The 13719-nt window shown below is 58.8% G+C and carries 12 protein-coding genes; 4 read left to right on the forward strand and 8 right to left on the reverse strand.

The window, feature by feature from the left end:
* Positions 1-12 precede the first annotated feature (12 nt).
* The 3 genes from H6F59_RS09630 to H6F59_RS09640 form a co-directional block, all read right to left on the reverse strand.
* Positions 13-234, reverse strand: a complete 222-nt coding sequence (locus tag H6F59_RS09630) for a hypothetical protein (protein ID WP_242021368.1) — start codon at positions 232-234, stop codon at positions 13-15.
* A gap of 114 nt (positions 235-348) precedes the next feature.
* The gene (locus H6F59_RS09635) at positions 349-2097 is read right to left on the reverse strand and encodes an ABC transporter ATP-binding protein (RefSeq protein WP_190698250.1); all 1749 of its coding nucleotides are present in this window, start codon (positions 2095-2097) and stop codon (positions 349-351) included.
* 221 nt (positions 2098-2318) lie between these two features.
* Positions 2319-3443, reverse strand: a complete 1125-nt coding sequence (locus H6F59_RS09640; RefSeq protein WP_190698253.1) for a YdcF family protein — start codon at positions 3441-3443, stop codon at positions 2319-2321.
* 263 nt (positions 3444-3706) lie between these two features.
* On the opposite strand from H6F59_RS09640, the gene H6F59_RS09645 reads away from it, so the two are divergent.
* On the forward strand, positions 3707-5368 hold the full coding sequence (locus H6F59_RS09645; protein ID WP_190698256.1) for an iron ABC transporter permease: 1662 nt from the start codon (positions 3707-3709) through the stop codon (positions 5366-5368).
* 300 nt (positions 5369-5668) lie between these two features.
* Here H6F59_RS09645 and H6F59_RS09650 read toward each other — a convergent pair whose 3' ends face one another.
* The gene (locus H6F59_RS09650; RefSeq protein ID WP_190698259.1) at positions 5669-6742 is read right to left on the reverse strand and encodes a Fe(3+) ABC transporter substrate-binding protein; all 1074 of its coding nucleotides are present in this window, start codon (positions 6740-6742) and stop codon (positions 5669-5671) included.
* Positions 6743-7047: 305 nt separating this feature from the next.
* Here H6F59_RS09650 and H6F59_RS09655 point away from each other — a divergent pair, with 305 nt between their 5' ends.
* Positions 7048-7827, forward strand: coding sequence for a hypothetical protein (locus H6F59_RS09655; protein WP_190698262.1), 780 nt, complete (start codon positions 7048-7050; stop codon positions 7825-7827).
* A 240-nt stretch (positions 7828-8067) separates the two neighbouring features.
* On the opposite strand, the gene H6F59_RS09660 is transcribed toward H6F59_RS09655, so the two are convergent.
* Positions 8068-8286 carry an NblA/ycf18 family protein gene (locus H6F59_RS09660; protein ID WP_190698265.1) on the reverse strand — a complete coding sequence of 73 codons (219 nt, stop codon included), beginning with the start codon at positions 8284-8286 and terminating at the stop codon, positions 8068-8070.
* 290 nt (positions 8287-8576) lie between these two features.
* On the opposite strand from H6F59_RS09660, the gene H6F59_RS09665 reads away from it, so the two are divergent.
* Positions 8577-9311, forward strand: a complete 735-nt coding sequence (locus tag H6F59_RS09665; protein ID WP_190698268.1) for a GAF domain-containing protein — start codon at positions 8577-8579, stop codon at positions 9309-9311.
* A gap of 21 nt (positions 9312-9332) precedes the next feature.
* Here the strand turns inward: H6F59_RS09665 and H6F59_RS09670 are convergent, their stop codons facing one another.
* Positions 9333-9998: a Fe2+-dependent dioxygenase gene (locus tag H6F59_RS09670; RefSeq protein ID WP_190698271.1), complete on the reverse strand. Its 666-nt coding sequence runs from the start codon at positions 9996-9998 to the stop codon at positions 9333-9335.
* 209 nt (positions 9999-10207) lie between these two features.
* On the opposite strand from H6F59_RS09670, the gene H6F59_RS09675 reads away from it, so the two are divergent.
* Positions 10208-11554 (forward strand): D-alanyl-D-alanine carboxypeptidase, encoded by a 1347-nt coding sequence (locus H6F59_RS09675; protein WP_313887169.1) that lies wholly within the window; start codon positions 10208-10210, stop codon positions 11552-11554.
* Here the strand turns inward: H6F59_RS09675 and H6F59_RS09680 are convergent.
* On the reverse strand, positions 11524-12783 hold the full coding sequence (locus tag H6F59_RS09680) for a lipid-A-disaccharide synthase-related protein (RefSeq protein ID WP_190698275.1): 1260 nt from the start codon (positions 12781-12783) through the stop codon (positions 11524-11526). The genes H6F59_RS09675 and H6F59_RS09680 overlap by 31 nt on opposite strands.
* Before the next feature lie 129 nt (positions 12784-12912).
* Complete coding sequence (locus tag H6F59_RS09685; protein WP_190698278.1) at positions 12913-13554, reverse strand: DUF2726 domain-containing protein; 642 nt, start codon at positions 13552-13554, stop codon at positions 12913-12915.
* Positions 13555-13719: the final 165 nt, after the last annotated feature.

A 13719-nucleotide genomic window follows, 5' to 3' on the forward strand; every position in this document is an offset into this window, starting at 1 on the left:
GCAGGGCTGATTCTAGCTGGTGCTGCTCTCAGTTGGGTTTCGTTCCTCAGTCACGATGGGGTCATCGGCGCAGATGCCGTAGAAAGCTGCTAAGGATATTTCTACAGAAGCTGACGCCTGAACAGGTTGATATATCACCATTACGTCTACATCTCGGTCGGCCAACCCAACCGGCAGAGCAAGATGTAGAATGCCATCTTGTTCAATGTGCTGACGTACTTTAATGCTTTCCATAGCGGTCATTTCCCTTGCTGTATTCTTTACTCTGGCCTGGGTTTGATTGGCTGTTCTTCTTGCCCGTCAGCCCCACCTGGATTTGCTCTAACCCACCCCCGGCAAAGTGGCTCGCTACTGCAACACGGACTCTAGCTGGTGCTGCTCCCAGAGGTTGCGGTAGAGGCCCGGCTGCTGCACCAGGTCGCGGTGGCAGCCCTGCTGCACAATGCGCCCTTTGTCCATCACAAAAATGCGATCGGCGGTGGCGGCGGCAGACATCTGGTGCGAGATAAACAGCACCGTCTTTTGCTGAGTGCCCTCCGAGAGGGCGTTGAGAATGGCGGTAGCGGTGCGGTTGTCTACGCTAGAGAGGGCGTCGTCAAGCACCAGAATGGGGGCATCAACCACCAGGGCGCGGGCTAAGGCGGTGCGCTGCCGCTGCCCCCCTGAGAGGGTGATGCCGCGCTCACCCACGACAGTGTCGTAGTGATGAGGAAAGTTCTGAATCTCTTCGTCCATCTGGGCCTGCTTGGCGGCGTACTGCACCTCGGGGAACTCCATCATGGGTTCGCCGTAGCGGATGTTGTTGTTGATGCTGGTGCTAAACAGAAAGCTGTCTTGGGGCACGTAGGCGATCGCCCGTCTCAGATCGGCCAGGGGCAGCTCGGTCACATCGTAGCCATCTAGATAGAGCTGGCCGGGGCCAATATCGAGCAGGCGGGGCAGGGCGTTGGCCAGGGTCGATTTGCCCGAGCCAATCGGGCCGACGATCGCAATTTGTTCCCCCGGCGCAATCTTAAAGTTCACCTCATCCAGTGCCGGAACTTTGCTGTCGGGGTAGGCGTAGTTGAGGTGGCGGGCCTCTAGGCTGCCTTTGACTTGCTCCAGGGGCAGGGGAATGGCGGTGGCAGCCGTTTGCACATCAGGTTGGGCATCGAGGATTTCTTCAATGCGGTTGATGCTGACCTCACCGCGCTGGTAGGCGGTGATGGTGAACCCCAGCAGGGCGGTGGGAAACACCAGCCGCTCCACATACAGCAGCAGAGCCACAAAGTCGCCCACGGTGATCACTCCCTCGGCGATCGCCCCCGCCCCCGTGGCCAAAATCACCAGCAGGCCAACACTGGCAAGCCCCCCCAGCAGCGGAAACAGCATGTTGCGGGTGCGGGCCAGCTTCAGGTTGGCGTCGAGCAGGCTGGTGTTGCGGTGGTTAAAGGCGCGGCGCTCGTTCTCTTCTTGGGCGTAGATTTTAATCAGCGCAATGCCGCTCATGTCTTCTTGAATCAGGTCGCTGAGGTCAGAGATGCGCTCCTGCACATGGAGCTGCTCGTTGCGCAGGCGATCGCTAAAGGTCTGCACCAGCACCAGCATCAGCGGGTAGACAATCAGCGAAATCAGGGTCAGCCGCACGCTGATTGACAGCATTACCGGCACCGTCAGGGCATAGGCAAACAGAGTATTGGCCAAGCTCAAAATCGCAAAGCCCAGCAGGCGGCGAATGTTGTCCACATCGCTGGTGGCGCGGCTGATCAGCTCCCCGGCGGTGTTGCGGCCAAAGTAGGCGGGCTCCATGCTCAGCAGGTGCTGAAAGATGCGCTGCTTGAGGTCAAACTCCACCTGGCGGCCCACCCCAAATAGGGTAATGCGCGACACCATGCGAATCACCCACATCACCGAAGCTAGCACCAGCACCAGCAGGGCGTAGTACATCACCCGGTTAAAGCTAAAGGTGACCTGAAGCTCGTCAATGCCGTTGCGAATCAGCAGCGGTATCCACACGCCGACTAAGTTCACAATAAAGAGTGCAACAACCCCCAGTGCCGTCTGCCGCCAGTGGGGTCTGAGGTAGGTACCCAGTTTTTGTAGCTGCGATCGCGCCATAACATCCGCCCTAATTGCCCCCCTATCCTAGACGAATTTGGGGGGACGCATTGGCGGCACGTTATGGCCTATGGCTGTCTGGCAAATTGCTGGGGAGGGTTTAGGGTACAGGGTTTAAGGTCTACGGCAACGCCCTGCACCCTAAACCTTAAACCCTATACCCTGACCCTAACTGCTTAAAGCTCTAGCGAGCCGGTTCCTGGGTGCCAGAACGGTTTCAACTAGATCGTCTCAACCACCTCATCCCACTGCATGCTGAAGGGAGGCAGCCAGCCCCGCAGGTAGTAGTAGATGGCGCTCAGCAGCTCGCCCCAGTAGCGCGTGGTCAGCGCCAGGGCGTTGACGTTGGGGGCCAGATCGGCCAGGCTGGCCAGGGTATCGCGGTTTTCCAGGTTGGGGGTGCTATACAGCTCGGTGGGGGCCGCCACCACCTGAATGCCCTCATTCTCAAAGGCGAGGGCGGCGCGGCGCATGGTTAACGCGGGGGCCACCAGCACCACCCGGTTGGCGTCGCGGTTGTTGCGGGCCGTCTCAAAGCGGCCTGAGCGAACCGGCGCAGTAAACAGTCCCTGCTCGCTTAAAAAGTTCCTTTGGTCGACCACCGTGTTGCGGATGTCGGTGCCCGTGGCCTCAACTCGAATGCTCTCTGAGGGCACGCCCCGACCCACCAGCTGCTGACGAATCGCCTGCCTGAGGGGTTCTTGCTCTTCGCCCGTGCCAAACCGAGGCCCGGCGGTGACGGTCACAAAGGGGCGGGCCGCACTAATGCGGTTGTAGACATTAGCGGCGCTGTTGAGCTGGGCCACCAGCGCTGGGTCGAGGGGGTTGTCGGCGTCGATGCGGCTGTTGAGGGCGTTGGTCAGGCGGTAGGCGTCAGCGTTTTCGCCAATCACTACAATCGATACGGCTCGGTCGACGGGCACCTGGTCGATCGCGGGGCAAATGTCGCTACACAGCCGCTGCTGGCTGGCGTAGGCCCGCTGCACCGACTGTTCAGAATGGTTGACCAAGGCCCGCGCAATCAGTGGCATGCTGGCAAAAAATAGGATCAGCAGCGCCACGGTCACCATGCGCCCATTCACCTTGTTCATGCCGTTGCTGAGGGACAACGCCAGCAGCGTAATTGCCCCGCCCAGAGGGGTGAGCGGAAACACCAAAAACTGCCAAAACACCCCAATGGTGCTGTCGTCGGGGAATAAAAACGCCCCCGCAATCAGCGCCAAGATCATGGCTCCGCCGAACCAGGTCAAAAAGTTGGCGGGAATGAATTTTTTGAGCACCCACCACAGAAAGTAGCCGATGCCAAGCCACAGCAGCAGACGGGTTAATAGATTGAGAATATCCATAGTCAGATTGGCAACGGGCAGTTGGGTGCTGTCGGGCGAGGGGCGAAATTCGCACCCTGGCTTGGGATGGCTTGGCGGGGGCTAACCTGGCCCCGCAGGAACTCTCTGCAAAGCATACTTCAGTAACGAAAACTCGGGCTATGTGCGGTCCTAATCAGCTCAAAGTCCTTCTTTTGCTATAGAAGGCTTCTCTAATGCTGAAACGGCTGACGGGCGGGGTTTCGTTCTGTGCTAAAAGGAATGGGTAGCAATAATTGCCGGTTATGAAATCCCTCGGTGCCCCCTGGAAAGCCTCTCTGCCACGGCCCGACAGCTGGACGCTGAGCGTGGGGCTGATCGCCCTGGTAATGCTGCTGCCGGTGGCAATCATTCTCGCCAGCCTGTTTACTAACTCCAGCAACGCCTGGGGGCACCTGGCCGTGACGGTGCTGCCTGAGTACATTCGCAACTCGCTGGTGCTGATGGTGGGGGTGGGGCTGGGGGTGCTGGCGATCGGAGTGAGCACTGCCTGGCTGGTGAGCACCTGCCAATTTTGGGGCCGGCGCTGGTTTGAGTGGCTGCTGCTGCTGCCGTTGGCCGCCCCCACCTACATCCTCGCCTACGTCTATACCGACACGCTGGAGTATTTTGGCCCGGTGCAGACGGCCCTGCGCGGTCTGTTTGGCTGGCAGCAGGCGACCGACTACTGGTTTCCCAACATTCGCTCGATTGAGGGGGCGATTCTGCTGTTTAGCCTGACGCTCTACCCTTACGTGTATCTGCTGGCGCGGGTGGCGTTTTTAGAACAGTCAACCGCGACGCTGGAGGCGAGCCGCTGTTTGGGCTGCGGCCCCTGGAGCAGCTTTAGGACAGTGGCGCTACCCCTGGCTCGACCGGCGATCGCCGCTGGCACCGCCCTGGCCCTAATGGAAACCCTGAACGACTTTGGCACTGTGGCTTACTTCAGCGTGCCGACCTTTACCACGGGCATCTATCGCACCTGGTTTGGCATGGGCGATCGCCCGGCGGCGGTGCAGCTGTCGGCGGTGCTGCTGCTGTTTATCTTTGCGCTGGTGGTGCTCGAGCAGCGATCGCGCCGTCGGGCTCGCTATTACCAGGGCATGGCCCGCACGATTTCGCAGTCGCGCTACGGGCTGGGCGGGCTGCGGGCGGTGGGGGCCTGGCTGGTCTGCGCCGCCCCCGTGCTGCTGGGGCTGATCATTCCCACCGGGCTGCTGCTGGGGATGACGGTACGCAATGCCGAAGACACTCTCAACGGCGACTTTGTGGTGCTGGGGATTAACAGTCTGGTGCTGGCGGTGCTGGCGGCGGTGCTGGCGGTGTTGCTAGCGCTGGTGATGGCCTATGGTCTGCGGCTCAACGGCACGTCGTTTCTCAAGCTCTCGGTGCAGGGGGCTAACTTGGGCTACGCCGTACCGGGGGCGGTGATTGCGGTGGGCACGCTGATTCCCCTGGCGCAGTTCGACAATGCGATCGATGCCTGGATGCGGCAGACATTTGGAGTTTCGACCGGGCTGCTGCTGAGCGGCACGATTATTGCGCTGCTGTTTGCCTATTTGGTGCGGTTTTTGGCGGTGAGCTTTGGGGCGATCGAGGCGGGGTTGGGCAAAATTAAGCCCTCGCTGGATGATGCGGCCCGCAGCCTGGGCCAGAGCCCCAACCAAACGCTGATGAAAATTCATCGTCCGCTGCTGGGTAGTAGTTTGCTCACGGCCACCATGCTGGTGTTTGTGGATGTGATGAAGGAGCTGCCCGCTACGCTGATTATTCGCCCGTTTAATTTCGACACGCTGGCGGTGCGGGTTTATCAGTATGCCGCTGATGAGCGGTTGATTGAGGCCTCGGCCCCAGCGCTGGCGATCATTGTGGTGGGGCTGCTGCCAGTGCTGTGGCTGAGCAAGCAGATTGCCAATGAGGGGAAGTGAGCAGACAGGAATTCTACTGTTCGGTCACTCTGGAAGCTGGGTGGAGTGAAGCGGAACCCAGCAAGCCTATGATGCTATCGGGTTTTGCTCCGTTTCACCCAACCTACGAGAAATCGAACCATTCAGTTTGTCCAGCCTGAACTTGTAGGTTGGGTGGCGCGATCGCAGAACTCAACAGCGGTAAACAGTAATGGGTTTCGCTCCGCTGCACCTAACCTACAAGGGCTTTAAACGATGAATGCCCTCTCAAAACTGAGAGGGCATTCATCAGTCAGCAGATAGGGCTAGCTAACCCTAGACCTACTTCCAGCCGGCGCGATCGGTAATGCGCAGAGCTTCGGGGTTGTTGCTGCCAAACACCGAGGCATTCAGCGAGTCTTCTTTAAATTCGCCAAAGCCTGCCACTACAGAGTCGATCTCAACGCCTTGCACCACGGGGTACTCGTTGTTGCTCTCGGCAAAAATGCGCTGGGCCTCAGGGTTCGCCAAATACTCCAGGAACTTCACAGCAGCCTCAGCATTGGGCGCGGTCTTGACCACCCCGGCTCCGCTGATGTTGACGTGGGTGCCGCGCCCGTCGGGGCCATTACCCTGGTTAGGGAAGAACACGCCCATTTTCTCAGCGATCGCCTGCTCCTCGGCCTTATCAGACTTGGCCAGACGAGCAAGGTAGTAGGTGTTGGAGATGGCAATATCGCCTAGCCCAGCAGCAGCGGCCTTGATCTGGTCGCTATCACCCCCCTCGGGGTCGCGGGCAAAGTTGGCCACCAGGCCCCGCGCCCACGCTTCAGTTTCTTCGGCCCCATGGGCAGCGATCATCGACCCAACCAAAGACTGGTTATAAATATTGGTCGAGCTGCGAACGAGAATGCGTCCGCGCCACTTGGGGTCGGCCAGATCTTCGTAGGTTGATAGTTCGGAGGGGTCAACGGTGTCTTTGTTGTACACCAGCACCCGCGCCCGCTTGGTCAGGCCAAACCACAGCCCGTCGGGGTGGCGCAGATTTTCGGGAATCGCCTCGCTCAGCACCGATGAGGTGACCGGCTGGAACATATCTTCTTGCTCGGCGCGCCAGAGGCGACCAGCATCCACAGTCATGAGAATGTCGGCGGGGCTGTTTGCGCCTTCGCTCTTGATACGCTCGATCAGCTGGTCGGCCTCGGCCTCAACCACGTTGACGCGAATGCCCGTGGCTTCCCGGAAGCCCTCGTAAAGTTGGTCGTCAGTGTCGTAGTGGCGAGCAGAGTAGAGATTGACCACCGGGCCACGGCGAAGGCCAAACTGAGCTGTGGCGGGGCGCTGGCGCAGGTAGCCTGCGGCTACGGCGGTTGCGGCAGCACCGGCCCCTAAAAATGCGCGTCTTCCTAATCTCATAGGGTTTTTACCTCCAAAAATTAAACCTCAACTAAATCTCTAGGCAACTCCAACCGGACGGCCCCAGATCATTGAGATATCAAGTTGAATTGTATCTCTTAATGCGACCTTCTCTTGATAATGCCGCATTAAAGCTTAGCCCTGTGGCGGATAATCGCAATACCCTTGCGCTTCGCCGATGTCTCTGCTATGGAGTCAGCACCCTGTAGGCAAGGGCTTGAGACCAGAGAAGAATAGCTTTAGAATGGCCAATGAAGAATAAGTCTTGTTAGCTTAACCGCATCTGCGAGCGCAACCTTTCGACAATGACTCCCAGACTAACTACCCCACCGTTCTCCCTGCGCCGCTCTGCATCAAAGACCAAAGGGCGATCGCGATCGTGGCTGGGGATGGGGTGTGCGATCGCCTCCCTCGCTGCCCACGGAGTCTTACTAGCCCTGGTCATTCCCGAATCAAATCAGCCTTCCCCGCTGGCAGAAGACCTAGCGGAACCTGCACCCTTAGAGGATGTGGCGCTGACCGTGCTGCCGCCCGCCGTAGAAACACCGCCAGCCGTAGCCCCAGTTAAAGCACCGCCAGCTTTAGCCTCGCCGCAGCCTGGGGTGGCTACTACCGCTGCACCTCCTCAGGCCAAACCCCAAGCTTCAACCGCGCCAGTTCCCGCCGCTCAGCCCAAACCATCGCCGCAGCCCACAGCGGCGGCTCCAGAACCGGCCTTAACCCCTCCCGCTGCGCCCACCTCAGAACCGCCTAGCCCGCCAGGGCTTTACGCCAACTTTCCCCATTTAGAGGGCGCCCAGGCCGCTTGCGAAGGGTTAGCCGACTGCTGGCGCAGCCCGGTGAGCAGCAGCTGGCGCAGTGCCGCAGGCGATTTGCAAGCGCGGCTAGAATCCCAAGGCTACACCGTGAGCAACATCACTGGCGAAGTCTTGTCTATAGACTCTGGGGTGCGGGTATACGCCGTCAGCAAGCCCGGCGAGCGCAACTATTACTTAAACTTGGTCTCGGTGCGGGAGGGCGTGCTCTACACCATGACCGCCGAACCCATGACCTCTGACCAAGTGCTGGCCTTGCAGCGATCGTAGGCAGTCTTGAAATTATCTGGTTAGTCAAAATTCGGGCGGGCAGTTCAACAGTGATCTCTTCCAACTGCCGTTGCGGAACTTCTCACACCAATGTGAGATAGCTACAGACCGTGGACGCCCAATAAAACGTTAGCCCGGCTTTTCCCTTCATTAAAGTGCTTGGAAAAAGCCGGGCTAATTGTCGGTGTAAACGCTAAGCGTGAACTGTCTTGAGGTCATTGGCGTTTCTGGCAAAGGAAATTATCCTTCTGATAGTGCTTGGCGCAGGGAGTCAGGGCCTTTACCAATTTCCCAAGTGTTCTTCAAAATTTCCCGAAACGTGGTGGTTTGGTACAGCATTGCTTCTTTGAGCTGCACGAGTAGGGTTTGAGCATCTTCTGGGGAAAGCGATTGCACTTGCTCTTCAAACACCCGAAGCTCAAACTGTTGCTCAAGGGGTAACTCTTGACGGATATCCATGATGACGTCTCTCTAATATGACTTCATGTTTATAAATGTAACACTTTGTTAAAGACTGTGTGGATATCTCTGCCTTGCGTGGTAGCCAGCTTGACTGGCGCTTCCTATGCAGGGCCTTCGAGTCGGCAAACGTCGCCCCGTGACCAGCTCTCTAGGCGCATAGCTCTATAGGGCCAAGTTTTTACAAGGTACACGTTAAGCACTGTCAAGTCTTCGCTCGTAAGTTACATGCTCTTTGACCAGCTTTTTAGAATGATTTATGCAATTGACTGAGGCATCGCCGCAATCTGATGCAAGCCAACATACCTACCCAAGAAGCTGATCGACTTGAAGCGCTCAGGCAATACAAGGTTTTAGATACACCCGCCGAGCGTTCCTACGACGACATCACTTCGCTTGCCGCCTTCATCTGCGATGTGCCCATTGCGCTCATCAGCTTGGTTGACGCAGAGCGGCAGTGGTTTAAATCTAAGGTGGGTGTTGTGGCGCAAGAGACCGGCCGAGATGTTTCATTCTGCGCCCACGCCATCTTGAGCCCAGCGATCATGATTGTGAATGATGCTGCCGAGGACGAGCGGTTTGCTAACAACCCGCTGGTAACCGGCGAGCTAGGCATTCGATTCTATGCTGGAGTGCCTTTAATTTCTCCTGGTGGTCAGCCGCTCGGAACGCTGTGTGTGATTGACAGAAAACCTAGGACTTTAGAAGTCTGCCAAATCAGGACTTTAGAAGCTCTGGCGCGCCAGGTAGTGATGCAGTTAGAGCTACAGCGGGTGTCTTCGCAATTGGCTGAGGCGCTAGAAAAAATGGAGCTGATGGCTGGGTTAATTCCCATTTGCTCTTATTGCAAGGGCATTCGCAACGATGAGGGCTACTGGTCAACCGTGGAGTCGTTTATTCAGCAATATTCAGATGTCGGCTTCACCCATGGGGTGTGCGACAACTGTATGAAACGACATTTTCCAGAGGTAGCAGACATTTTGCTCCCAAACCTGGGGACAAGAGGGATTATTCCAGAAGAATAGGTCATGCACAGCCCTGTGCCCCTACTCAGCCCATTGGCGCAGCAGGTTGGCGGTGGTTTTGGTCAGCAGGTCAAACTCTGGGGTTTTGCCGGTTTGGGCAAACAGGGTGCGCTTTACAGTTTCGAGGTCAAAGAGAATTTCGCGGCGGGCGGCATCACGCACCAGGCTTTGCACCCAGCCCACGACCACAATGCGATCGCCCCTCACCACCGGCTCCACCCGATGCAGCGTAGTGGATGGGTAGACAATAGCGCTCCCCGCCGCCAGTTTGTAGGGCTGCTCGCTGTCAGCCCCCTCAATCACCAGTTCGCCGCCGTCATAATCGTCGGGCCCGCTCAGAAACACCGTCAGCGACACATCTGAGCGATAGAAGTTAGCGCCTCCCATCAGGGCATTGTCGGTGTGCCGCCCGTAACTCATCCCCACCCCGTAGCGGCTAAACAGCAGGGAATGGACGATGCGCGGGCATGCGATCGCCTGAAACAGCGCATTTCGCGCCAGAGCCTTTTGCACCACCACCTTCAACGGCTCAACGGCCGCCTGCTTAGCTGCCTGCTCGTTCTGCTTAACTAGCTTGGCGTGCCAGCCCGCCGTCGTCTCCCCCGGCACAAACGCGGCCTGGGCTAAGCCCTCTTTGATTTGGGCGACTTCATCCGGGGTCAGCAGGTCAGCAATGCAGACAATCATCGGCGTGAACTAGGGAGGGTATAGGGTTCAAGGTACAGGGTAAAGGCTCGGGAACTGACCTTGGAGTTGCCGGTTTGAATCAGGGGTGAGTTCGCTCTTGGTATTCCCCTCGCTCCAAGTCCATCTCTCCGCTCACTGCCAGCCATCTGGTGTATCTTAGTCGGGTATCGCCCGAGATTGGGCTACACCGCGTGGAGGATTCGCAATCGGTGACTTCCCTATCGCTAATGGCCCTGCCCCTGGGCCTGTTCTCAATCCTGTTAGGCATGGGAGAACCCAAGCCCCTGCAGCCGTCTGGGCTCAACCCCGCCGCGTTGCAAATTGAGTGGCAGTCGCCGTGGATTGCGGAGCTGGCCCGCGACCCAGTAGTAGAGGCAATCGTGGCTGACTATGTGGCGGGGCTGCAGCGGCAGGGCTGGTCAGTACCCGACCAGGGCGTTTGGATTCAGGTGGGCCAGAGCGCGATCGCCGAGCATCGGGGCGACGTGCTGATGCCCGCTGCCTCGCTAACTAAGCTGGCGACCACCCTAGCCGCCCTTAAAACCTGGCCTCTCGACCACCATTTCGAGACTCGGGTGGGCATGCGCGGCACTCTCCAAGCCGATGGCGTACTCGACGGCGACCTGGTGATTCAGGGCAGCGGCGATCCGCTGTTTGTGTGGGAAGAAGGCATAGTGCTGGCCAACCGCCTGCAAGAGTTGGGCATTCAGCGAGTGACCGGGGAGATTTTGGTGAGCGGCTCCTTCACCATGAATTTTGGGGAGGAGCCGACGGATTCTCTGGCGGATTTGCAGCAGGTGATGTCGGCTTCAACCTGGACCTGGGAGGCCCGCCAGGCCTACGCCAACCTGCCGCCCGGCACGCCGCAGCCCAGCCTAGAGATTGTCGGTACGGCCCGCTGGGTGCCGGCGGCGGAGCTAGAGACCAGCGATGTGGAGTGGGTAGTGCAGCATCAGTCGCTGCCGCTGGTGGCCCTGCTCAAGGCGATGAACATTTACAGCAACAATGTCATGGCGGAAATGGTGGCTAGCTTGGCGGGCGGACCGGGGCCAGTGATGACCAAAGCGACAGCGGCAGCAGAATTACCGCCGGGTGAACTCAGCTTGGTCAACGGGTCGGGCCTAGGGGTAGACAACCAGATGTCGGCGCGGGCGGCAGTGGCTATGACGGTGGCCATTCAGCGAGAGCTGAGCGGCCAGGGTTTTTCGGTGGCCGACGTATTGCCAGTCTCTGGAGAGGACATGGGCACCCTCATCGATCGCCGCATTCCTGCCACGGCTGCAGTCAAGACCGGCAGCCTAGCGGAGGTCAGCGCCCTGGCGGGAATGGTGCCCACGGCCGAAAAGGGGCCGGTGTGGTTTGCCATTATCAACAAGGGCTGGGACATCCCCGACCTGAGGGTGCAGCAAGATCAGCTGTTGCAGGCGATTCAGGCCCACTGGGGCGCGGCGGAAGCGCCTGCCGACCTGAGGACGAAGGTGGTCATGCAGACAGGGCCGTTTCGCTATGGCGACCCCAGCCGCAATCAGGTGGCTGAAGAGGTGGCGTCGGAGTAGGGCACGGTGTAGTGCTGGTGCAGGGTTTTGGCGATCGCCTTGGCCGCCCCGGGCAAACCCATGCGGCGGCGACCGTTCTCGGCAATGCTCTGAAGCCGGGAGCCATCGGCCAGGCAGGCTTGCAGCGCCGCCCCCGTTTCACTGGGCTGGCTAAGCAAAATGATCGATTGCCCCAGCAACCTTGATTGAGACTCGGCAAAGGCGTAGGTGAACTGCGGCCCAGGTCCAGGGAAGGTGAAGACGGGCTTGCCCAGGCCAACCGCCTGCTCGGTGGCGGTGCCAGCGGTCGCGATCGCCGCGTCGGCCAGGTGCAGGCATTCGGCAAAGGCATTGGTGGTCAACACCAGCACACCATTGTTTCGCTGGAAGGTGGGGTATTTTTCAGCAACCGGCTGCCACCCAGCGTCTAGCAGGACATCTTTAAATGCAGCCAAGTTGAGGGAGGGGGCGAGGGCAGCAAGCAGACGCACTTGGCGGTCGCTGAAGGTCTCCATTACCGCTGCGATCGCGCTCACCATTCGCTGCCAGTTGTCAAAAGCTTCGGGCGCGCGCGAGCCGGGCAGCAGGGCCAGCGTGAGTTGAGCTGGGGCTGGGGCAAAGGTGGCCGTCAGCTGGGCTAGCTTGTCGGCGCTGGTGTCCAGGTCGTCCATCATGGGGTTGCCGGGGTAGAGGGCCGGTACCCCGCGCTTTTGCAGCAGGTCAGCGGTGAGCTGATCGCGCACAAAAGCCCCTTGGCAGCGGGGGCGAGCCATCAGCCAGCGCTCCCACGGCACGTAGACCGAGCCCGACCAGCCTTCCAGGGGAGGGCGACCAGGCAAGCGCCCCGTTTCGTTACGCAAATAGTATTCTGACTTGGCGGTGCCAGTGAAAAAATATTCAGCGCCGCTCTGCCAGGCGATCGCTAGGGGCACGATATCCCCCACCGCCAAAATTTTGCCACCGCTTTTGGCCCACTGACGGGCAGTTTTAAGCTGGGCTAAGGTTAACCCCACCAACCCCCCCTGCAAATCGCGCCACAGCTGATAGCGATCCATGTAGATAAAGCCGCCAGAGGGCATCGCTTGGGTCGGCCCCTGGATGGCAATACCCGCTTTCTCATAGGCGCGACCCTCACCCACGATCGGCAGCGCGGCCAGGGTCGGCGCACCGGGCAGTTGGCGCAGCTGCTTGAGAATGCGAACCGCAATGCCGTCTTCGCCGTGGCCGTTACTAATGCAGAGTAGCTTCATCGTTGCGGATTCAATGCTATCGGTGAGGATTCAACCCCAATGTTGAAAACTCAACACCACTGCCAACCCTAACAGAAAATGCATGAAGCACACCTGGAGGAATGGGGCCGCAGCGGAAGGCACTGTCGCCTATGGTTTGGTGGGAGGCACTTTAGGTTTGGGCTTTGGCTTTGGTTTGGCGCTGGGCTCGACTAGTTTGGCCTTTGACTTGATCTCTGGCTTGGCTTTCTCGGACTGAGGCAGTCCCAGTGTTTGGGTAATGTGGTGCTGAATGTCTTCGCGATCGTAGGCGGTCTGCACCGGAAAGCGACTTAGGGGTAGCCCAGCGCTCTTGACGGCCTGGTTGAGAAAATCGTCCCGTTTGATCCGGTCTACACGCTGGTGGCTGCTGTCGTCGAGTTCAACGGCGGCCAGAACTTTGAGGCTGGTGCGATCGCAGAGCACAAAATCAAAATGCTTAGCCGATATCTTGTTGAAGGCCCGCTGCCAATCGCCTCGGTTGTCGGTTTGGGGTTTGAGCACATCGGCAACGCGCACTTTGCCAAAGACTAGATACTGACCCTGGGTAGCATTCTGCAACGCGTGGTAAAAAGTAGTCTCTGCTTGGGTGAACAGATACTTCTGACAGCTGTAGGAGTAGGACTGAGCAGTGTCAGTCCCGTGCGCTTGGGTCGGCTTAGGCGAGGTGGAGTTAGCCTGGCGGCTGAGGAGGGCGATCGCTCCTACCCCAACCCCAGCGCAAATTAGCAACAGAACAATCAGCGATGACACGTTTTTAACGACCCTTGACGGATGCTGAGCCCAGCATGCCCGACTCAACCCTCCTAGGCGCAGGGTCATTAAATTATTGCTAGAACGAAAAACCCCTCAATGTTTCTTTGTGAAGGAACCGGATTTCGTTGCGAAACGGCCTTGTTTCCCCTACACCACCCTTTG

The organism is Nodosilinea sp. FACHB-141 (assembly GCF_014696135.1).
GTDB lineage: Bacteria > Cyanobacteriota > Cyanobacteriia > Phormidesmidales > Phormidesmidaceae > Nodosilinea.